13 protein-coding genes and 1 pseudogene are annotated in these 21130 nt (G+C 33.4%); 8 read left to right on the top strand and 6 right to left on the bottom strand.

Translation table 11 applies throughout. The features are described from left to right. Nucleotides 1-351 precede the first annotated feature (351 nt). The gene (locus tag F0000_RS24690) at nucleotides 352-2841 is read right to left on the bottom strand and encodes a zinc-dependent metalloprotease (protein ID WP_149627392.1); all 2490 of its coding nucleotides are present in this window, start codon (nucleotides 2839-2841) and stop codon (nucleotides 352-354) included. A gap of 174 nt (nucleotides 2842-3015) precedes the next feature. On the opposite strand from F0000_RS24690, the gene F0000_RS24695 reads away from it, so the two are divergent. After that, nucleotides 3016-4308, top strand: a complete 1293-nt coding sequence (locus F0000_RS24695) for a glycosyltransferase family 39 protein (protein WP_149627393.1) — start codon at nucleotides 3016-3018, stop codon at nucleotides 4306-4308. Here the strand turns inward: F0000_RS24695 and F0000_RS24700 are convergent. Continuing rightward, a complete protein-coding gene (locus F0000_RS24700) occupies nucleotides 4305-5798 on the bottom strand; it encodes a hypothetical protein (protein WP_149627394.1) in 1494 nt (497 codons plus the stop codon). The genes F0000_RS24695 and F0000_RS24700 overlap by 4 nt on opposite strands. 177 nt (nucleotides 5799-5975) lie before the next feature. Here F0000_RS24700 and yiaA point away from each other — a divergent pair, with 177 nt between their 5' ends. The 4 genes from yiaA to F0000_RS24720 all read left to right on the top strand — a co-directional run bounded on the left by yiaA (nucleotide 5976) and on the right by F0000_RS24720 (nucleotide 8856). Next, complete coding sequence (gene yiaA / locus F0000_RS24705; RefSeq protein ID WP_149627395.1) at nucleotides 5976-6452, top strand: inner membrane protein YiaA; 477 nt, start codon at nucleotides 5976-5978, stop codon at nucleotides 6450-6452. Nucleotides 6453-6603: 151 nt separating this feature from the next. Further along, complete coding sequence (locus F0000_RS24710; RefSeq protein WP_149627396.1) at nucleotides 6604-7884, top strand: DUF2157 domain-containing protein; 1281 nt, start codon at nucleotides 6604-6606, stop codon at nucleotides 7882-7884. 11 nt (nucleotides 7885-7895) lie between these two features. After that, the gene (locus F0000_RS24715; protein ID WP_149627397.1) at nucleotides 7896-8447 is read left to right on the top strand and encodes a GDYXXLXY domain-containing protein; all 552 of its coding nucleotides are present in this window, start codon (nucleotides 7896-7898) and stop codon (nucleotides 8445-8447) included. Between the two features lie 64 nt (nucleotides 8448-8511). After that, entirely contained in the window at nucleotides 8512-8856 is a 345-nt protein-coding gene (locus tag F0000_RS24720) for a DUF6515 family protein (protein ID WP_149627398.1), read from the top strand. A gap of 93 nt (nucleotides 8857-8949) precedes the next feature. Here the strand turns inward: F0000_RS24720 and F0000_RS24725 are convergent, their stop codons facing one another. Next, nucleotides 8950-9564: an SPOR domain-containing protein gene (locus tag F0000_RS24725; RefSeq protein ID WP_149627399.1), complete on the bottom strand. Its 615-nt coding sequence runs from the start codon at nucleotides 9562-9564 to the stop codon at nucleotides 8950-8952. A 415-nt stretch (nucleotides 9565-9979) separates the two neighbouring features. Here F0000_RS24725 and F0000_RS24730 point away from each other — a divergent pair, with 415 nt between their 5' ends. Further along, a complete protein-coding gene (locus F0000_RS24730; RefSeq protein ID WP_149627400.1) occupies nucleotides 9980-14341 on the top strand; it encodes a T9SS type B sorting domain-containing protein in 4362 nt (1453 codons plus the stop codon). A 39-nt stretch (nucleotides 14342-14380) separates the two neighbouring features. Continuing rightward, nucleotides 14381-15373 carry a type IX secretion system membrane protein PorP/SprF gene (locus tag F0000_RS24735; protein WP_149627401.1) on the top strand — a complete coding sequence of 331 codons (993 nt, stop codon included), beginning with the start codon at nucleotides 14381-14383 and terminating at the stop codon, nucleotides 15371-15373. A gap of 1193 nt (nucleotides 15374-16566) precedes the next feature. Here F0000_RS24735 and F0000_RS24740 read toward each other — a convergent pair. The 3 genes from F0000_RS24740 to lysS all read right to left on the bottom strand — a co-directional run bounded on the left by F0000_RS24740 (nucleotide 16567) and on the right by lysS (nucleotide 19960). Further along, nucleotides 16567-16854: a Dabb family protein gene (locus F0000_RS24740; RefSeq protein ID WP_149627402.1), complete on the bottom strand. Its 288-nt coding sequence runs from the start codon at nucleotides 16852-16854 to the stop codon at nucleotides 16567-16569. A 4-nt stretch (nucleotides 16855-16858) separates the two neighbouring features. Then, on the bottom strand, nucleotides 16859-17920 hold the full coding sequence (locus F0000_RS24745) for a type III polyketide synthase (RefSeq protein WP_149627403.1): 1062 nt from the start codon (nucleotides 17918-17920) through the stop codon (nucleotides 16859-16861). A gap of 348 nt (nucleotides 17921-18268) precedes the next feature. Further along, nucleotides 18269-19960: a lysine--tRNA ligase gene (lysS, locus tag F0000_RS24750; RefSeq protein WP_149627404.1), complete on the bottom strand. Its 1692-nt coding sequence runs from the start codon at nucleotides 19958-19960 to the stop codon at nucleotides 18269-18271. Between the two features lie 763 nt (nucleotides 19961-20723). On the opposite strand from lysS, the pseudogene tnpA reads away from it, so the two are divergent. Continuing rightward, nucleotides 20724-21005 (top strand): annotated as a pseudogene (gene tnpA / locus F0000_RS24755) (IS200/IS605 family transposase); the annotation flags it as partial. Nucleotides 21006-21130 lie beyond the last annotated feature (125 nt).

Here is a 21130-nt window from a genome sequence, read left to right on the forward strand (position 1 = left end):
AACCTTTGCCTTGAATGCAGAACTAAATTTTCTTCTCGATTTTTTCATATGTACAGCATTAAATTTACAATTTAAGTAGCTGTCTTAAAAATGGGGAGTATTATATTTGTTTTCAAAAAAATACTTCTTTTATAATAACAAAGAGGGTGTTTGGTTTTTTAAACACCCTCTTATACGATTTGTGATTAAAAAATTCGTATAAATTGATTGAATTATTTTTTCTTTATGCAAGGCAAAAAAATCAAGCATAGCTATAGCTACGGTTTATTTTTTAAACGAAGTAGAAAGGAAAAAGAAACGATGAATATGCGAAATTTTTAGTTATAAATCGTATTATTATAAGAATAAACTCTATTTTTTCGGATCTAATATCGAAGAAATTCTTTCCAAAGCATCACTTAGATGATAACTAGACATCTTATCTTTAGTTCTGCTGATTGCGTTTTTGATATCTCTTTGTAGGAATTTTAATTCGGCTCTAACGATTGGTCTGATGTCACTCTGGGATACATTGATCTGCGTTCTTCTTACAAAATTTCTAAAACGTTCGGGTATTGGTGCTTGTTCTTTGGTCATCAAAAATTCTAACCTTTCTATATGTGCTCTCTGTAGATTACGTCTATATACATCGATTGTTTTTCCCTTTCTTAGTTCACTCCAGATCCCAGATCGTAATGCAGTCATCATATCGATTAATGTATAGGCGTTCGCAGTGTTTAGTGCTTCATTTTCTATCAGTCTTGCCATTCTTCCTTGATCTAATAGGTTGTTTAATGTTCTGGTCTGAAAACTGCGCACACGCTCTACACTTCCGGCAGACTCTATTTTATTAAAAATCGAGTTGTCTAATAACCAATAAGGAGTCCTAAATAGTTGTTCTTGTATAAATGTCATGGCACGTTTTTGATTTTCTTTGGATACATGGGTGTATACTGCACCTTCTTGATCATAGGTCTTAAAATACTCATAAACCCCTCCGATATTAGAAGCGACGTGCCCCATATATCTGCTATATTGCCCCAAAACTTGCCCGTACATGGTTTGTAAGTCACTATAGTCTTTTCCTTCTTCTGCAGTCCATTTGATTAAATTGGGGACAATTCTTTTTAAGTTGGCAATCCCATAGGTGCTTGCTTTTACAGCATCATCTCCAAGGTCTTCTGTTTGAGAGCTAGGGTCGATTACACCAAACTGCTGTCTTCCAAAACGATATTTAGGATCATTTGCGTGTTTTAATATCCAGCTATCTAATGTTTTCTTTTCCTCTAGATCAGTAGTTCCAGGTATTGGGCGATATCCCCATCTAATCGCATGTTTGTCATAGATTCCTATCTCGGGCATGAGTGCTACATCTCCGTCACCAGGTTGTGCAATATAATTAAAGCGCGCATAGTCCATAATCGAAGGTGCTGTACCGTATTTTTTAGTAAATTCAGGATCACGTAAGGAGTCTACAGGATAGGCAACACTACTTCCCATGTTATGAGGTAATCCTAATGTGTGACCAACTTCATGGGCAGAAACAAAACGGATTAATCGTCCCATAACTTCATCTTTAAAATCAACACCTTGTGCATCAGGATTGATGGCAGCTGTTTGTACAAAAAACCAGTTGCGTAGTAAAGACATTACATTGTGGTACCAGTTAATGTCACTTTCCAGAATTTCTCCAGATCTGGGATCGCTTACGTGTGGTCCATTGGCATTCGGGATAGGAGAAGCTAAGTATCGTACTACAGAGTAACGTGAATCTTCCGGACTCCAATCTGGATCTTCTTCTTTTGTAGGAGGGTCTTTGGCAATGATTGCTTCTTTGAAACCAGCTTCTTCAAAAGCTACCTGCCAGTCTTCAATCCCTTGTTTGATGTATTTGACCCATTTTTTTGGTGTTGCCCTATCTATATAGTAAACAATTTGTTTTTTGGGAACTACTAATTCACCTCTTTTAAATTTTTCGATGTCTTCATCTCGTATTTCTAACCTCCACCTATCAAGGTATTTGATGGTTTTACTTTCTTGTGCATCCAGTCCGTAGTCTGTTTGTCCCCTCGCAAACCATCCTACACGTTGGTCAAAAAACCTACGTTTCATTGGCGTTTCCGGAAGCAAAATCATAGAATTGCTCATTTCTAACGAAATAGTTCCAGTGCTGGCATTTGATGGAGGATTTCCCGCAGCATATGTTTTTATATGTCTTGTTTCTATATTAAGAGGATAACTCCTTATAGAATCTATATAGGAAAGACTTGCATCTAATCGGGTAATTTTATATTGTTTCCTTCTTGAAGCAGGAAACCCAAGCGCTTTTACATCCTTCTTAAATAAATCCGATACTTCAATGACAGTGGCATTGTTTACAGAATCTCTATGAAAAGCCTTTATTGGAAAAGAAAACAATACAGGTTCAAAATTAGAATTCACAACTGCTTCATGAATGGGAAGTGAATCCGCAGCATATATTTGATGAGAAACTACACGAAGTAAGACTTTTTTATTTTTCTTTTGCCATCGCAATACTTGTGTGTTTTGTTTTCCTCCGCCAAAACCAATACCAGTAGCTGTTTTTGCGATACGAGTTACCATTAGCATCTCCCTGTTAAATAAAGAATCAGGGATTTCATAAAAATAGTTGTCTCCTAGGGCATGGACAGTGAATAAACCTTTGTCGCTTTTGGCTTTTTTTGTAATTACTTTATCATAGGGTTTTATAGCATTTTTATCCTTTTTTGAGGCTGTTGTTGTGGAGGCTTTTGTGGATTTTCCTTTCTTAGATTGAAATGCAGAACAGCCTGATAGAGTTAACGCTCCCAATACAAGGAGGTATGAAATGTAGTTGCGCATGAGTAATTTTTTTTATCGGCCGAAGGTAAAGAATTATCCATGAGAGAGTTGTGAATAGAAAGTTAAATCCTACATACATGAAAATTTAATCGAATGAGTTTTAAGAATTGCCAACATATTAGAATATTTAAATTATTTTTAGCTCTGTAACTAACTTTAAGCTGGTGTAACCACATGCAATTCAGTATTTCCTATCGTATCTCTAGATTATTTTTATATCTTTTAGTAGCTGTTTTTGTCCTCTGGAAAGGAGTGATTACTGAGCCAGATACTTTAAGTTATGTGGGACTATCTATTATCACTCCACCTGGTTATGGAACCTTTTTATTTGTTTTTAGGAAACTATTGGGAGATGAGAATTATTTTCCTTTTATAGTTTTGACTCAATTGATACTTTGTTTTACATCGTGTTGGTATCTGATCAAAATTTTAAAAAGAATATTTACCATCAATAAAAAAATACTGATCCTAATTGATGTGATATTATTAGCTCCTGTACTGATCCCGGAGTATTTGGTCGTAAACCGGATTGTAACTCAGGGATTGACATATCCTTTTTTTCTAATTATTATCTCATTTTTATTACAAACGGTTTTCGAAAAAAGAAAATTCTCAGGTTGGTTTTTACTTATTTCAGTATTTGCTGGAATCCTTACCAGAACACAGTTTTTATTTATAGTGCCAGTAATTCTGTTGGTTTTGGGATATCAATGGTATCTGACCAGAAACCTAAAAAAATATGTTCCTCTTGGGATAGCATTTATTGCCATGCCAGTGCTGGTTTCTGTTATTCAGAAAACTTTTAATTATGCTGTACATGACAACTATATTAATATTTCCAGTACGGGACTTCAGGTAATGATTATGCCTTTTTTTGTTGCAGATGCAGAAGATTATTTGCTTTATAAGAGCCCTAAGACGCAAGCATATTATAAACAAATGTATCAAACCGCTGTAGACCGTAAGTTATTGGATGATTTTTATAAGCCTGTTAATGATAATGTGTTTCATCATTTTGATTATAATTTTGTGAATATATCTTATGGTGTATTATCAAAAAAAGGAAGACTCTTTCTAAGACCTTCTGATCCTGATTCTATAGAAGCAATGATCGAAAATGATAAATTTCTTATGGATATGTGGCTTCCTTTATTGTTAGATAATTTTTGGAAGTGCTTGGATCTTTTTTATAAAAATGTTGAACATGCTTTTGGTGGATTCTATATGATATGGTTTTATGTGCTTGTTTTTGTATTTTCTGGGTATAGCTGGAGGAAATATGATGATGAATTAGCCTTGTTTTCTTTATTACTAATGGTATTGACTTTTAGTAATATTTTATTAGTATGCATTGTTCAGCATAGTATTGGGAGATATATGATCTATCATCAATGGTTTTTACCTGTATTACTGATACTTTTATTTAATAGATTATTGTTACTTCAAAAGAGCAAAACAAATCCTTAATTAGAGTGTTTTGATTGTTGTATTATCTGCAAGGTTGTTTCATACAGATTGGTCTTAGAAACGCTTGCTTTTAACCACGCATAAAAACTCATAGTAAAAATATCTTCTTGGTCAGTATTGTTTTTGATTAGCAAATGTTGGATTTTATTAGTGAACTCAGCAGTTTTTATCGAAGATTTATTGTAATAGTAGTAAGAAGTTAGCGATAAGAACTCTAGCACTCTGTGTTCATTACGGTGCTGTAAATGTGTATTATGCTTTTTTCTAAAGCTTTTAATTCTTGATTCGATAAGGTCTATATTGTTTAATTCTATATGTAATAATATCTCGATAAGATTTTTTTTGATTACCCATATAATACCTGTTTTTTCGATATACCAGGTATCACTATGATGTAATTCTGTGTATATCTTTAGAGCCTCCTTAAACCGGGATTGCTGGAAATAAAATACAATTAGCGAGAGTTTGAGGTCTAAAATATATAAGGTTTGATCCTTGTGCTTTTGATAATCAAAATTCTCAAGTAATGAAATAGCCAGTTGGTAATTTCCACTATAATTTAGATTTAGCGCTTTTAATAAAGTGTATTGTGAAAAAAATCTCTTATGGTATTTGTTACGCTGTTCTTCCATTTGCTCTTTCATCAAATCAAGATACTTTTCTGCGCTAATAAAATCTATATTTCTAAAATATGAGTTAGCAACATAATAAAGGATTTGGATATGATAAAAAAGGTGTTTCTTCCTGAGAAGTTTCTTTTTTTCTATGGATTGATATGTGTTTTCTATAAAAGGGAATACCGAATGAAAATTGCGGTTGATATTTCCAGCCTGATTTGTAATTTCCAGTATTTTAAATAGCGATCTGAAGGTTAGGTCTTGAGTAACCGAAATCTCAAATTTTGATAATAAATCCTTTATGGTTTGGGTGTTGTTTTTTTTGATAAGCGAATCCTGAATACTGGCATAAAATAAATTAAGGTTTTCTTCTTGTCGTAATAGGAGTTGATTGCTCTTAAATTTTTTTATTAAAGATTCCAATAAGGTTTTCTCATCTACGTGAGCATATTGTATTTTGGTGTAGTATATCTCGTGTAGAATGTTAAAAAACTCATGTGTTTTGGCTTTTACCTCTGCTTTTTTTATCGTTTTTAAAGCAATTTTATATTGCCTTTGTTCATAAAATATCCTGCTGGCTAATAATAGTTTTAATACTTCCATTTCCTCAGAACTCTCTCTCTCAAAACTTTTGGAGGCAATGAAGTCGATAAGGTTGTCGTGTAATCTTTTACATAAAGCATGAAAAGCACCTTTTGAAGGTTTGCCATATAGTAAAAGATCAAGATTTTTATGTGTAGGTTGAGTGCTTAGTAGCTTAAATAATTCGATGTTTTTAGTATCAGTTCTTTTGTTTTTAAGCTTTAGCAGTGATATAAAGCTTCTTTTTTCTTCTGGTGATAATGTGTTAATTATTGAAGATATTGCATTCATTATATCATAAGTAAATTATAAAGAAATACAATAAATATAGTAATTAAGATAATAATATATGTAAATATATCATAAGTTTTTTGTAAAAAAAGAATTTTATAATAGATCAGATCGGCTCAAATTTGTCTTGTTCAAATGAAACAATTGAAATATAATTAATCATCAAAATCAATTATTATGAACTATAAATTTAGTAATGATGTCGCAGAAGAAATACATACTGAGAACATCGATAAAAAATCAATTAAGGAGTACGATCAGAAACCTACACCAGCTTTTATAGGAGCTTCCTGGGTGGCACTTTTTGCAGGAATGGTGTCTTTTTGTATTGGTTTATGGAATGCTGATATGTTACTCAATGAAAAAGGCTATTATTTTACAATCTTATTATTTGGATTGTTTTCGGCAGTATCCGTACAGAAAAATGTGAGAGATAAGTTAGAAGGATTACAAGTAACTGAAATGTACTATGGGATCAGCTGGTTTGCAGCACTAGCTTCTATTGTATTGCTTATTATAGGATTATGGAATGCGGATCTGGATCTTAGTGAAAAAGGATTTTATGGAATGTCTTTTATACTTAGTTTATTTGCTGCCATTGCAGTACAAAAAAACACAAGAGATAAAAAATTCATAGAAAGTAAAGAGGTATAAACTGAAGTAAGGAAGAGTAATCAAAAGAAGAAGTTGTTATAAGCTTCTTGTTTTGATGATTTGAGAAGATAGCCGTATGGTTGCGGCTATCTTTTTGTTTATTTTATAAAACTACTAAAATTCATTTCGATTATTAAATACGATTGGTGTAATGAGTAAAAAAATCACAAAAGAATTAAAAGAACTGGTTAGTAATAAAGTGATTTCACCAGAAGGAGCAGAGAAGATATTACAGTATTATGATTATAAAAAAGGTACTAGTCAAAATAGACTATTTACTATTTTTGGAATTTTTGGAGCTTTATTAGTCGGATCAGGTATTATTTTGATATTGGCACATAACTGGGATAACTTTTCTAAAATGGTAAAAACAATTCTCGCTTTTGTTCCACTGGTTATAGGGCAATTTTTTGTTGGTTATTCGATTCTAAAAGACAAAAGCTTACCTTGGAAAGAAGCTTCGGGAACGTTTCTATTCTTTGCAGTTGGAGCAAGTATATCTTTGGTAAGTCAGATTTATAATATATCAGGAGAGCTAGGGTCTTTTTTGACAACTTGGATTGCACTTTGTTTACCAATTATTTATTTACTTAGATCTCAGGCAGTGGCTTTACTAATTCTCTTATTAAGTGTCTATTATGCTGTGGAGGTAGGGGTGTGGAATTATAGAAGCAAGTATACTCCTTGGCTATATATTGTCTTTTTTTTAAGTGTACTGCCTAATTACTGGGTGTTAGTGAAGAATAAATTATTAAGTAATACAACTGCTATTTTTAATTGGATTGTACCCATAAGTTTTACCATTGCTTTAGGTGCTTTTATTGGGGATAATGAAGAATTATTACTGGTAATGTACATAACTCTTTTTGGGGCGTATTATAATATAGGTAAACTCCCTGTATTTGATACAGTAAGAAAACTTAAAAATGGATTTTCAATTATTGGATCGTTAGGAACTGTATTTTTATTAATGATATTTACATTTAAGTGGCCCTGGGAAGAGTTTTTTAATGAGTGGTTGTATACTTCTCAGGAATTCTATATTTCCATGACTATAGGAGTTGCTGCATTAATGTTTCTAGGATATACCATAAAGAAAAAAGGAATACAATTTGTTAATCCGTTTCAACTTTCGTTTCTGATATTCCTAATTATTTTTTTCTTTTTTTCAGGGATGATTATACTGCCAAGGGTTCTCATTAATATATTGGTTTTTGCTTTAGGTGTTTATGCTATTAAAACAGGAGTAGATTCATTCAATTTGGTGAAACTTAATTATGGACTTCTCATGATTTCTGTGCTTATTATCTGTAGGTTTTTTGATGCAGATATAAGTTTTGTGCTAAGAGGGGTTCTATTTGTAATAGTAGGAGCAGGGTTCTTCTTAACTAATTTTATAATGTTAAAAAATCAACAGAAAACAATACAATAAACTATAGACAAATGAAAACCATTCTTATATTTATCATATTTATAATAGTAGTATTAGCCCAAACATTTGTTCCAGTCCATATGATTATGGATAGTGAAGATATCCTCGCTACCGGAGCGGCATATAAATTCAAAACCAGACCAATAGATCCCACAGATCCGTTTAGAGGTAAATACATCACGCTACGATATGAGATGAATCATTTTAACACTTCTGATACTACATATGCAGTAGGAGAAGAAATATATATTTACATCCAGAGGAATGAAGAAGGGTTTGCACAGATTTCTCAGGTTAGTAAATTGCCATTAGAGATTCAGGAAGATTATGTTACTGCAAGAGTTACCTATTATTATAAAGGTAAGGTAAGCTTTCAATTACCTTTTAATACATTTTATATGGAAGAGACCAAAGCATATGAGGCAGAATTAGCATATGATAAGGTTAACCGTGATTCTATAGATGATAATGTGTATACTCTGGTATATATTAAAGGAGATAAAGCAGTATTAAAAGATGTGTATATTAACGATGTTTCAATCCAGAAATATGTAGAAAAATAGACTTTTGATTAAACCTTTTTTAAAAGTTGTAGTCATAATAGTACAAAACAAAAAAGTAATTCTTATGAAGACACTATTCAAAACATTGACATTAATAATTTCATTATCAGGTGTAATTTCCTCTTGTGCAACTGCGGTTAGTGCACGTCCTGCCAATAAGGTAGTGATTAGCAAAGTTCATAATCCAAAAATAGTAACACATAAAAATGTGAAATACTATAGAAAAAGCGGTGTTTGGTACATAAAAAAGAATAAAAAATATACTGCTGTTAAAGCGCCAGCAGGAGTAAAGGTTACTATATTACCAACAGGTTATAGGATAATCAAAATAAAAGGAGTGCGATATTATAGATATAAGGGAGTATATTATAAAAAATCAGGAAAAAAATACATTGTAGTAAATGTATAGTCCTTTAATTAAGTGGATAAGCAGATATTCCCTGACAATGTTGTCAGGGTTTTTTATAAAAAAGAATGTTTAAATCAAACAAGAATTTCTTTGTTACCAGGCTTCTTCTATTTTTTGTCGTTCTCCATTTTGGTAAGAAGCGATAAAGGCTCCTTTAAAACCTAAACGTACTAATTCTCTCCTAAAATTTTTGGCCTCAGACAGAGAAGAGAAATTACCAAGCGCGTATTTATTAAAGTTGTCTGATTTAATTTCTTTAAAATTAACAAAATTATCAGAATATAGCGATAGATCTTTTTCTTTAAAAGCTCCTATTTGTACAGCATATACTAACTCATCTTTCAGAGAAGATTTATTTCTAGATGTATCAGTTTCGGAAGGTGTCTTAATTTCCTGCTCCATCGCCATTTTTTTTATAGTTTCTTCCAATTCAACAATTTCATTTTTCAAAATAGTTACTTTGCGATCAGATTCTTTTTTAGTAATCATACTGTCCTGATTGTTGAAATAAGCAAGGTAAATTGCCCCGGCAACACCTAATAAAGAAACGATTCCTAAAATAATAGTTGCGATTCTAAATTTTCTCGTGTTTTCCTGTTCATTCCTAAGCGCTTTGGTGTGTGTAAAATTAGTTACGCGCTTTTGCTCTTTCGCTTCATCAATTTGAACTTGAAAATCTAATAGTTCTTCATCACTAATGTATGGCATGTTTTTAGTTTTAATAGGTTCAAAGATAGTTGATTATTATTTTACGCAAAAATCAAAATACTGTTTTACCATAATAAAAATACTGTATTTATATTCTTTAGAAATCTTTTGATATAAAAATTTATTTATTTTTTTTATCGAAAACAAAATAAATGTGTAAATAAATAGTTCTATTTATCTAATAATAATAATGTTATTTATAGAATTTATAAACGTGTAGGATTTTGTGTCAAAATAAATGAAAATGCACTGTTTTTAGGGTCTGACAACGGTTTTTATTGACATCATATCGAATAGTTGTAAATGTAAAAACTAAAAGGAAATAATAAACGTTATTTTTACGTTTGTTGTTTATAGCTCTTACAAGGCTAATATATTGGTATTTAAAATTTTACTTAACCAAACTCAAATCATCGTGAACGCAAGAATACATATATGGATTCTACTTTTATTGTTTTTTCCCCTATCTAATGCAATATATTCTCAAACAAGCCTTACTTTAGAGGTTGATGGTGGAGGGAGTAATACTATATGTAGAGGTGGGAATATACAAATTAATGCAATTGCAGATCCACCAAATGATACATATACATATGTTTGGCGAAATGTTAATACTGGACAAGAGATAAAAAGAGAAGTAGGTGATCCAGGAACTTTCCATTTTTTTGGTTTAATCCAACAGGGTTTTACCATTGAAGTTCAGGTTTCCGGCGGCGGCGGATTTGCTTCACAAACAATTCAGGTTATATTAGAAGATCCACCAAATCCAGGAACAGAAGGAAATTTGTTGTTGTGTAATTTGACAGGAGCCGTAGAGCTTTTTACTCTTTTGCAAGGTAATCCAGATCCAGGTGGAACCTGGACAGACCCTAATGGAAACCCTTTTGGGGCAAATGATCGAGGTAATTTTGTAATTGGTACAGATCCTGTTGGTGAATACTTATATGCTTTACCAGGAAATGCTTTTTGTGCTGGGGCAGAAGCCAAAGTTGTTGTTAGAGAGTGTGTGGATGACGATTTTGATAATGATGGTGTTTTAAATGATGTTGATTTAGATGATGATAATGATGGTATTTTAGATACCGTAGAGAATAGTAGTTGTGGTTCAATGGATCTTACAGAAGTACTACCATTAGTAGATATAGATTTTGGCTTTGGAAGCACACCTACTACAGATCCAAATATTTTAGGTCATTCATATATCACTATTTGGCCAAATGACGGACAATATAATGTAGGGACTTCTACTTTTTTTCTGGGTTCTGCGAATTTTGATGTCTTTTTTGTTGCGACTAATGCCAACCCAATTGCTAACTCTGATGGTTCTGGTGATGTAGATGGTAGGTACTTGGCAATTAATATTGCACCAAACTTTATAAACCAGCCAATATATCAAATTGATAACATTCCTATTGTTGCTGGATCAACGTATAATTTTAGAATTGATTTGGCAGGATTATGTGACGACCCTGCACAATGTCAAAATGCACCTCAATTGTTATTGGAACTTATAGATCAAAATTTACCCGCTGGATCCGCTCCTATTTTTACAGAAACTTCTGCAGGGCTTGGTGTTGCTAATGATGATGTCTGGAATACACTTAGACTTAATTTTACAGCAACAACAACAACTTTTTTGACCTTGAATATAGTTAATGAACAACCTCTTGGAAACAATGGGAATGATATTGGAATTGATAATATTCGTTTTGCTGAATTAGGTTGTGATTTTGATCGTGATGAGATACCAAATTCGGTAGATTTGGATAATGACAATGATGGGATTTATGATGTGGTAGAGGCAGGCTTTGGAAACCTGGATAGTGATGGCGATGGTATTATTGATGGTGCGGTAGACGCTAACGGCGTTCCTGTTGCTGCTTCTGGAGGATTAACTCCGGTAAATTCTGATGGTACTGGTTTGGCTGATTATCAGGATATAGATGCTGATGATGATGGGATACAAGATAATATAGAGGGACAGTCTACAGCTGGATATATTGCTCCTAGCGGTGTTGATTCGAATGCAAATGGTGTAGATGATGTCTATGAATCAGGGAATAATATTGATCCGGTAGATACGGATATGGACGGGACACCTGATTATCTCGATTTAAATTCAGATGATGATTGCTTAGATGATACAACAGAAGCATATGATCTTGATCAGGACGGAGTATCTGATATAACAGCAAGTGGTGCTGATGCTGATGCTGATGGTCTAGATGACGCTTTTGATACAGTTACGCTGGATGATACTACGGATGTTACAAATCCAACTGATGGTGGAGAATTACCTACAAATCTTCCTGATAACCATAACCCTGGTAATGATGTTGATTTTAGAGAAGAGTTTATAGAAGTTGATGAAATGGCAACTGTAGATGGGTGTGCCGATGGAATTCCTACTATAAATCTCTTTGACAGTTTAGTTGATGCGGCAATCCCAGGAGGTACCTGGACAGGTCCAAGTCCACTGACAGGAGGAGACTTAGGAACATTTACTGCTGCAACAAATGTAGCTGGAGTTTACGTATATACGCTTCCTATGATAGGAACTTGTCCCGAGAGAAAAGGAACAGTAAATGTAACCATTGTGGCAGTTCCGGATGCAGGAGAAGATGGAGCTTTGAATATATGTTCTGGAGAAACACCAGTAGACCTATTTGATAGCCTTACCGGTACTCCAGAAACTGGAGGGGTGTGGACTGATGGTGCTGGAACTACCTTCGGAGCAGATGATAGAGGAACTTTTGATCCATCTGCTGATGCAGCTGGAACATACACATATACAGTAGGAACTGCTGGGTGCAGCCGAGATGCAGTAGTCGTTGTTACTTTAAATTTAGGAGCAGATGCAGGAGAAGATGGCGCTATTGATTTTTGTGATACAAATACTTCAGTAGATTTATTTGATAGTATAGGAGGTACTCCCGATATTGGAGGTACCTGGACTGATCCCAACGGAAATCCTTTTGGAGCTGACGATAGAGGAACTATAGATCCGTCTTTGGCAACAGCCTTATCTGGAGTGTATACCTATACTGTTTCTTCGGCTAGTTGTCCTGTATCCTCTTCTTCTACGGTTACAGTTACTATAGAAACTACACCAGAACTTACTTCTGTGGTAACGACTTGTTCGTCAGATCGTTCGACATATGGCGTTAGTTTTGTAACTAATGGAGCTTGGGACTTATCTATATTTCCTGCAGGCTCTGGTACTATAGATGCTGCAAATAATATGATTACTGGTATAACAGCAGGAGTCGATATTTCTATAATTGCAGAAAACCCAAGTAATGATAATTGTGAAGTTTTGATAGATGTTACTGCACCGGATTGTAATTGTCCTGATATCACAGAGCCTACAAACCCAAGTAATGAAAGTATTTGTGAAGGGTCGGCAGCGCCAGTGTTGTCAGTAGATGTATTGGCAGGTCAGACGGCTAATTGGTATGATGCTTCGGGAATGATCTTAATATCAAATAGTACTACCTTTACACCAACAGATACTGCCGCAGGAGATTATATCTACAGTGTAGAGGCTTTTGATACCACAGAAAATTGTGCGAGTGATCGTATAGATGTATTGTTTTCAATTTTAAGTGAACCGGTTGTTGATCCTATACCTCCAGTTTCTTCCTGTGAGGAGTATGAACTACCAGTTTTATCCGTTGGAAATTATTATACACAGACCAATGGTGGGGGAACTCAGCTTGCTGCAGGAGATATCATAACCATAAGTCAAGTGATATATGTGTATGCAGAAACAGGAACAACTCCTAATTGTTTTGATGAAGAAGAGTTGGATATCATAATAAATCCATTACCAAATCCTGTTGCTCCTGTAAATTCTGGAGATCGTTTTTGTGAGAGTTATACATTACCCAATTTAATAGCAGGTCAAAATTATTATACAGGATCAAATGGATCAGGAACACAGTTGAATGCGGGTGATGAAATCCAGTCGAGTCAAACTATATTCTTGCAAGAAATAGATAGTAATGGATGTCAAAATGAAGTTGAGTTTTTTGTAGAAATAGTAAATATTGAAGAGCTTGAAATCGAACCAGGAATAATATGTATAAGCAGTGATTTTGTGAGTACTTATTTTATTGATACAGAGTTGAGTGATGCAGATTTTTCTTTTGAGTGGAGTCTTAATGGAACCGTTATTGCTGGAGCGACACAATCTTTTTATGAAGCAACCGAAGAGGGCTCTTATACTGTGACTTATACGGATATAGTATCTATGTGTCAAGGAAACTCTGAGATTACTGTTCAGGGAGTTAATGGCCCTCAGGATTTAGACCTTCAGTTATCTAATGGATCTTTTGCAGAAAGTAATGATATTATTGCTACAGTAACTGGTAATGGAGAGAGTCAGTATGTCTATAGTTTGGATAATGGTGTTTTTCAAGATAGTAATATATTTACTAATGTTTCTCTTGGTTTTCATTTAGTTACTGTTGAAGATATTAATGGTTGCGGATCGATTACAGATGGGATTTTTGTAGTAGGTTTCCCTAATTTCTTTACTCCTAATAATGATGGGCAAAATGATGTGTGGAATGTAAAAGGAGATGCTAACGTTCCTGATATGGATATATTTATATTTGATAGATATGGGAAACTGCTTACCCAGCTTACTCCTGATAGTCTGGGGTGGGATGGTACTTATAACGGGTTGCCACAACCAGCTTCAGATTATTGGTTCATGGCTCAGTTAAAAGATGGCTCAGAGACTTTTCGTAGCCACTTTTCACTAATAAGATAATAAAACGAACATCATTTTTTCTACTTTAAAATATATAAAATGAAATTACAGAAAATATTTTTAATAACGTTAATGGTGTTATCGGTGAAATTTAGTATCGCTCAAGAAGGGTTGTCTATCTATTCAGATTACCTTACGGATAACTATTATTTATTACACCCGTCTATGGCAGGCGCATCGAATTGCTCACAAGTCAGAATTACAGGAAGACGTAACTGGGTGGGAGAAGAAGATTCTCCGGGATTGTTCACTGCTGCTTATAATGGTCGAATAGGAGAAAATTCTGGTATTGGTGCGATCGTTTATAATGATAAAAATGGGTTTTCTTCTCAAACAGGAGGCTATGTCACGTATGCGCATCATCTTATGTTTTCCAGAAGCGAAGCCGATTTAAACCAGTTATCTTTTGGATTAAGTGCAGGAATTATTCAATATCGACTGGATCAAAGTAGATTTGTTACTAATGATCCTCTAGTAACGAGTAGTTCGGTAAGCTCTAGTGAATTCAATGTGGATGTAGGGCTTTCATATAATTTGTATAATTTTTATACTCATATTACGGCAAAAAATCTATTAAAGAATTCAGGTGTTAATAACGATTTGCAAGTGACTAATAATCTTAGGAATTATCTAGTTTCTTTAGGCTATGTTTTTGCACGCCCGGGAAAAACAATTTCTTATGAACCTTCTATACTTTTTTCATATAGAGAAGGGGTTGAGCAGTCTAATGTTGACTTTAATATAAAGGTATATAGCGATATAAACTTTGGTAAAATATGGGGAGGATTGTCTTATAGAACAAGTTTGGATGCTATAGATGTTGTGCAGGATAATGAAGTGCAAAGTCAAAATCTAAACTATATAACTCCTTTTGTTGGTGCTAATTTTGGAAAATATATGGTAGCGTATACATATTCATATCAGTCTAATCCAATAACTTTTCAGAATGGTGGTTTTCACCAGATTACCTTGGGGATTGATTTCTCTTGTAGAGCAAAAAAATATGCTTGCTACTGCCCTTGGGTTGAATAAATTGTATGCAGTGAGTTACGTTTATATTAATGATCAATTTTTTAGTTAGAGAATACTTTTTTGATCGATTAAAACTTATATACTCGATAATCGAAATTTAGATGTTCCGTGGCTTGATCGAAATCAAAATGTTTTTTCAATAAATGTTGTAGAGGCTTGCCTCGAGGTAGTTTACTTCACCACATAGCCAAATTAAGAATAGTAAAAGGTAAAGAAGAATATATTTTATATAGCTTAAGTCAATGATGAAGTCTTTGTCTGCTCTTTAATAGCACTTCCAGTAAATAGATGTTTTTAATAGTGAGGAATATTGCCTGATGATTATGTTATCAAAGCATTCCTAAAAATTAAATATTGCGAGATGCTCGGTTTAGCGGCAGATGAATAGTACTATTTTGGTTTTAGATATGGTCATAAAAAAGGATCAAGACCAATTGTTGTGTTTAAGCAAATAAAAAATTCACCTGCTGTGTATAGTAAATGACTTTTTCGTGATTCTGACTTTCTTAATATTACTAACGTATCATTTTCAAATATATAGGTTAAACCAAGGTAATATGGTTCTAGACATAATATTAGAGTAGGATCTGATCCATAATACAAGAGGTTGACAAGGATCTGATCTATATTGTATCACAGAGTACGATTCACAAAGGTATGAGTTTTCAAATTACCACCACTAATATTTTTCTTTCCCAGATCTTTGTATGATTTTAACTCCTTTTGGATTTAAAATGTCTTACAACACAATTCATCAAAATTTATGATTTATGAATCCAAATCGTTAGCAGAGACTAAGGATTTATGTCTGTTGAAGTACAGTTTTTGTATTGAACTCATTTTGAGTGGTGGTTATCAACCGAAAAGTTTGGCTTTTGCACTATAATGAAGTAGTTTTTTTTCAGTAGAATAGCCTACAGTAAAAAAACAAAATTAGCCAGAGACTTAGCTATGGTTTCTTTTTATTTTAAGATATAAATATAAATGAAAAGGAGGAGAGTTTAGATGGATGATTTTTAAATTAGTTGAATTTGAATAAAAAACGCAACCTTTAATATTTGGTTGCGTTTTTTCATCTGTCAGGCTTTCTTCTTTATTCTTGACCAATAATCATTTTTATTCGGTGCAAAAATGTTTTGGTTTCTTACGGTAATTCGAATCAGAACTAAATAAATTCATTATTCTCATTTGATTTATATTTCAAAATCGATAACTTTTTTGTCCTTAATCATTGGAGAAGTTCGCTCTTTTACTTGTTTATGGAGAGTATCTACCAGATATTCTTCTAAAAGATTTTTGGTCTTAAATTTAGAAACCAATACTAATTCTCCTTTCATCTGGTTATGAGTGAACCCTTTATCATAAATAATAAAATCAGAAGGGTATCTAAGGGATTGCAAAGTTGCTAAATCTCTTTTTACACTTTCAATAGTGTTTTTATTATCATTGATGAGGCGAAATAATACGATGTGATGTATCATGTTTTTAATTTTGTATCCAGGTCCCGTAATTGATTTCTGCTGTAAAGCCAGGTCCGAATGCAGCCATAATACCTTTGTCTCCGTCTTTTTTTGTATTAGAAGAGAATTCTTCTTTCAATACATCTAATACAACCCCACTAGCTATATTTCCGTGGTTTTTTAGACTTTTACGACTGAATCCTATGGTGGCTTCATCTAAGTTTAGATTCGAAACTAATTCATCCATAATCTTTTTGCCACCTGTATGGAATATATGAAAATCAAGTTCGTTAACTTTTTTAGAAGAGTTACCGTCAATAAATTTTTCCATAATAGGAGCTACATCTTTGATACTATGCATAACCATTTTGTCAAGGTCAAAATGAAAGCCTGTAGACTTCACATCATACTTTATATAGTGATCAGTATTTTTCTTTACATATGATGTGATTCCATCTATATGATATCCTTCGTCTCCGGTTTCTGGAGTACCTTTGATAATACTAGCAGATACAGCATCACCAAACAAACAATCAGAAATAAGAGAAGATATTTTTTGATCATTAGGCTGGAATAATAGAGAAGAAAACTCTACGGATACTAATAATACATTCTGATCTGGATATGCTTTTAGATATTCATAAGCTCTGTTTATAGCCCAGGCTCCTGCAGCACAACCTAGCTGAATTACAGGGAGTTGTTTCGTTTCAGGTCTGAAATCCATTGAACTGATGATATAAGACGTTAACGAAGGCATCAGGAATCCTGTACAGGAGACTACAATAATAAGATCTATGTCTTGTGGACTCATGTTCTGCTTATCCAGTGCTTTTTGAGTAGCGTCGACAGACATTTTTAGACCTTCATCTTTATAAAGGTTATTCCTGAATTCGAATCCAGGATGTGTCACTACTTGATTGATTGGAGATAATAGATGCCTGTTCTCTACTTCGGTGTTTCTAATCATTCTTTCGATGGTATCCCATTTAGGATGATAAGGAAATAAATTTTCTAATACTTGTACCATTTCATCCTGACTTACGGTATTTTCTGGGAAGATAATGGTAGGTTCTGTTACTAAAGCCATTTGTGTAGTTTATTAAATTAAGTTGGTTTTTTTTAAGACCGCTAAACTACCTTAAGTGGTATTGTAAAAAATGATAATCTAATAGTTATTATCTATAGAGATATCAAGATTTAGTTTTTAAAAAATGTAAGGAAATATACTTTCTGGTATAACCATTTATGTGTTACATATTATGATTATCGAGACTCCAGAATTACCGTTATTAAGAAAACGTTAAAATAATGAATTTAATGTGAAAAACTGAGATCTATTGATAAATTATATAAAAAATGATAGCAATAAATATGAATAAAAAAAAACGACTAACATTTGTATGTTAGCCGTTTTTATGTGTCTTGATTTTGTAAATTATTTAGTGATTTCCACAATTAAAGTATCATTGTTTTTGATAACTTTTGCTAATCCTAATTTAGAAAGTCCTTTTATTCCTTTATCCCAAGCCTTATTACTCAATCCTGATGCTGTTTTAAGATCTGCTAAAGGCATATTTATCTCTTTTTTGATGATCTCAAAAATGGCTTTCTCATTGTCAGTAAGTTCTACAGCCTTCTTTTCAGGTCGCATCTGTGGAAAGAACAATACTTCTTGTATGGATTGATTATTGGTTAGGTACATAATCAATCGATCCATACCAATACCCATACCAGATGTAGGAGGCATACCATATTCTAATGCTCTAATAAAATCATTGTCAATAAACATAGCTTCGTCATCTCCCTTTTCACTCAGTTGCAATTGTGCTTCAAAACGTTCTCTCTGATCAATAGGATCATTGAGCTCAGAATATGCATTTGCAATTTCTTTACCACAAACCATTAATTCAAAACGCTCTGTAAGTTCTGGATTGTCTCTGTGTTCTTTACATAAAGGACTCATCTCTTTTGGGTAATCAGTGATAAATGTAGGTTGGATGTAATTTCCTTCACACTTCTCTCCAAAAATTTCATCTATCAACTTTCCTTTACCCATAGTTTCATCTACATCGATGCCCATTCCTTTGGCAGCTTCTCGGATCTCTTCTTCAGATTTTTCTGTAATATCAAACCCTGTGAAATGTTTGATAGAATCTGTCATCGTTACACGAGCATATGGCGTTTTAAAATTTATTTGATGTTCTCCAAAAGTAGCATCTGTAGTTCCATTTACTGCCAATGCGCAATGTTCTACCAGGTTTTCAGTAAATTCCATCATCCAGTTGTAATCTTTATAGGCGACATAGATTTCCATCGCAGTAAACTCTGGATTATGTGTGCGATCCATCCCTTCATTACGAAAGTTTTTAGAGAATTCATATACACCGTCAAAACCTCCAACAATCAGTCTTTTAAGATATAGCTCATTGGCGATACGCATATATAATGGAATATCTAGTGAGTTATGATGTGTAACAAATGGTCGTGCAGAGGCACCACCCGGAATCGGCTGTAGAACAGGAGTTTCTACCTCAAAATATCCTTTTGTATTAAAAAACTCACGCATCGCGTTAAAAAGTTTTGTTCTCTTTACAAATACTTCTTTAACATGAGGGTTTACCACCAGATCTACATACCGTTGTCTGTATCGTAGTTCAGGATCTGTAAAAGCATCAAATGTTTTTCCGTCAGCATCAGTTCTTGGCTGTGGTAATGGTTTTAGTGTCTTGCTTAATAAAGTAAAGTCTTTTACCATTACTGTCTGTTCTCCGACTTGTGTGGTAAAAAGTGTTCCTTCTACACCAATAAAATCTCCTATATCTAGTAATTTTTTATAAATGTCATTGTATTTTGTTTTATCATCATCAGTACAGACTTCATCACGATTGAAGTATACCTGAATCCGCCCCTTGGCATCCTGTAATTCTGCAAAAGAAGCTTTTCCTTGTATACGTCTGGACATTAACCTTCCTGCGATGATTACCTTTTTTCCTTCTTCATATTTCTGTTTTATATCTTCAGAAGTGTGATCCACAGGAAACAATGCTGCCGGATATGGATTAATGCCTAAGTCTCGTAGAGATTGTAATTTCTCTCTTCTTACAAGTTCTTGTTCTGATAATTGCATAATGCTGTCGTTTTAAGCGTGCAAAGATACGAAGTGTGGTATAATCTTTCAATTGATTTTTGAAATGACATGGACTAAAAACATAAAAATCGAAAATTACTTTACGGATCCCGTATAAATTATCTCTGCAATACACTGTAGCGGATACTAATTAAAAATCTGATGTTTAATTAGTATACTAAATGGGTGTTGTATCAGCTATTTAATAAGAGTGATTTTTTTGTAGAGTTTTTGATTGCATTCGTTACCTGAAACCGCCCAAACATTAACGTAAAAAAATAAACGATGAATATGCGAAATTTTTAGTTATAAATCGTATTACTCGATAATCGAGATTAAATGCTCCTAGGCTTTTCTCGAAATCGAAATGTTTTTTTCTAATAAATGCCTCGTGGGCTTGCCCCGAGGTAGTTTATTTCTATTTCCTGAAATATGGTCAAATTTCAACTCATTTTCGGTTAAAAATAAAAAGTCAAGATGAATTCAATAAATAACAAAATCAGTTATTGTTGTACCAGTTGTTGTTTGAATTTACTGTTAAAGAAAATAAATAATACGAATTACGGTTATCTATTTCGCATAAAAAGCATTTAGATAGTGATGATTTCCAACAATAGATTTTATTGTTTCTTGTCTCATACTTTCAACAAATTGCTTCAGCCAATCTTTTAATTCTTTTAAATTATTCGCTTTCAGGTTTAATACCTCGAGGCTTGCCTCGTTAATTATTACTATTTTGTGACTCGATGTCACAAAATAGTAAATATATCCTATCCATAAGAGTCATAATGTTACAGTTTTGCTGTATCATTTGGTGAGTAGTGCTAACTATAGAAGAGTAGTATTGACTGATTCAGTAGATAAGGTTTTAGTCGAAGTTTGTAAAGCTATAAGTGATAGATATGAGATTCATTTTTTGGAAATAGGTACAGATAAGAATCATGTTCATTTTTTGATTCAGAGTGTTCCGTCATATAGCGTTACAAAAATTGTTACCACGGTAAAAAGTTTGATAGCAGGGGAAGTTTTTCGACGTTGCCCGGAATCCCTCATAGACCCCAGAAACTTCAGTACGTAGGCTAACGTAAAATTCGTAATTTACTGGGTATTAACTTTAGCTCTTTGCAAGGCCGTTTTTTAAAGTGTTGCTGCTTTTTTTAGTAAGCACGA

This window comes from Aquimarina sp. RZ0 (assembly GCF_008370685.1).
Taxonomy (GTDB): Bacteria; Bacteroidota; Bacteroidia; order Flavobacteriales; family Flavobacteriaceae; genus Aquimarina.

Bases quoted from the DNA above. Each gene is read 5' to 3' on its own strand.
- F0000_RS24690 (WP_149627392.1), bottom strand. From the start codon at position 2,841: ATGCGCAACTACATTTCATACCTCCTTGTATTGGGAGCGTTAACTCTA.
- F0000_RS24695 (WP_149627393.1), top strand. From the start codon at position 3,016: ATGCAATTCAGTATTTCCTATCGTATCTCTAGATTATTTTTATATCTT.
- F0000_RS24700 (WP_149627394.1), bottom strand. From the start codon at position 5,798: ATGAATGCAATATCTTCAATAATTAACACATTATCACCAGAAGAAAAA.
- yiaA (WP_149627395.1), top strand. From the start codon at position 5,976: ATGAACTATAAATTTAGTAATGATGTCGCAGAAGAAATACATACTGAG.
- F0000_RS24710 (WP_149627396.1), top strand. From the start codon at position 6,604: ATGAGTAAAAAAATCACAAAAGAATTAAAAGAACTGGTTAGTAATAAA.
- F0000_RS24715 (WP_149627397.1), top strand. From the start codon at position 7,896: ATGAAAACCATTCTTATATTTATCATATTTATAATAGTAGTATTAGCC.
- F0000_RS24720 (WP_149627398.1), top strand. From the start codon at position 8,512: ATGAAGACACTATTCAAAACATTGACATTAATAATTTCATTATCAGGT.
- F0000_RS24725 (WP_149627399.1), bottom strand. From the start codon at position 9,564: ATGCCATACATTAGTGATGAAGAACTATTAGATTTTCAAGTTCAAATT.
- F0000_RS24735 (WP_149627401.1), top strand. From the start codon at position 14,381: ATGAAATTACAGAAAATATTTTTAATAACGTTAATGGTGTTATCGGTG.
- F0000_RS24740 (WP_149627402.1), bottom strand. From the start codon at position 16,854: ATGATACATCACATCGTATTATTTCGCCTCATCAATGATAATAAAAAC.
- F0000_RS24745 (WP_149627403.1), bottom strand. From the start codon at position 17,920: ATGGCTTTAGTAACAGAACCTACCATTATCTTCCCAGAAAATACCGTA.
- lysS (WP_149627404.1), bottom strand. From the start codon at position 19,960: ATGCAATTATCAGAACAAGAACTTGTAAGAAGAGAGAAATTACAATCT.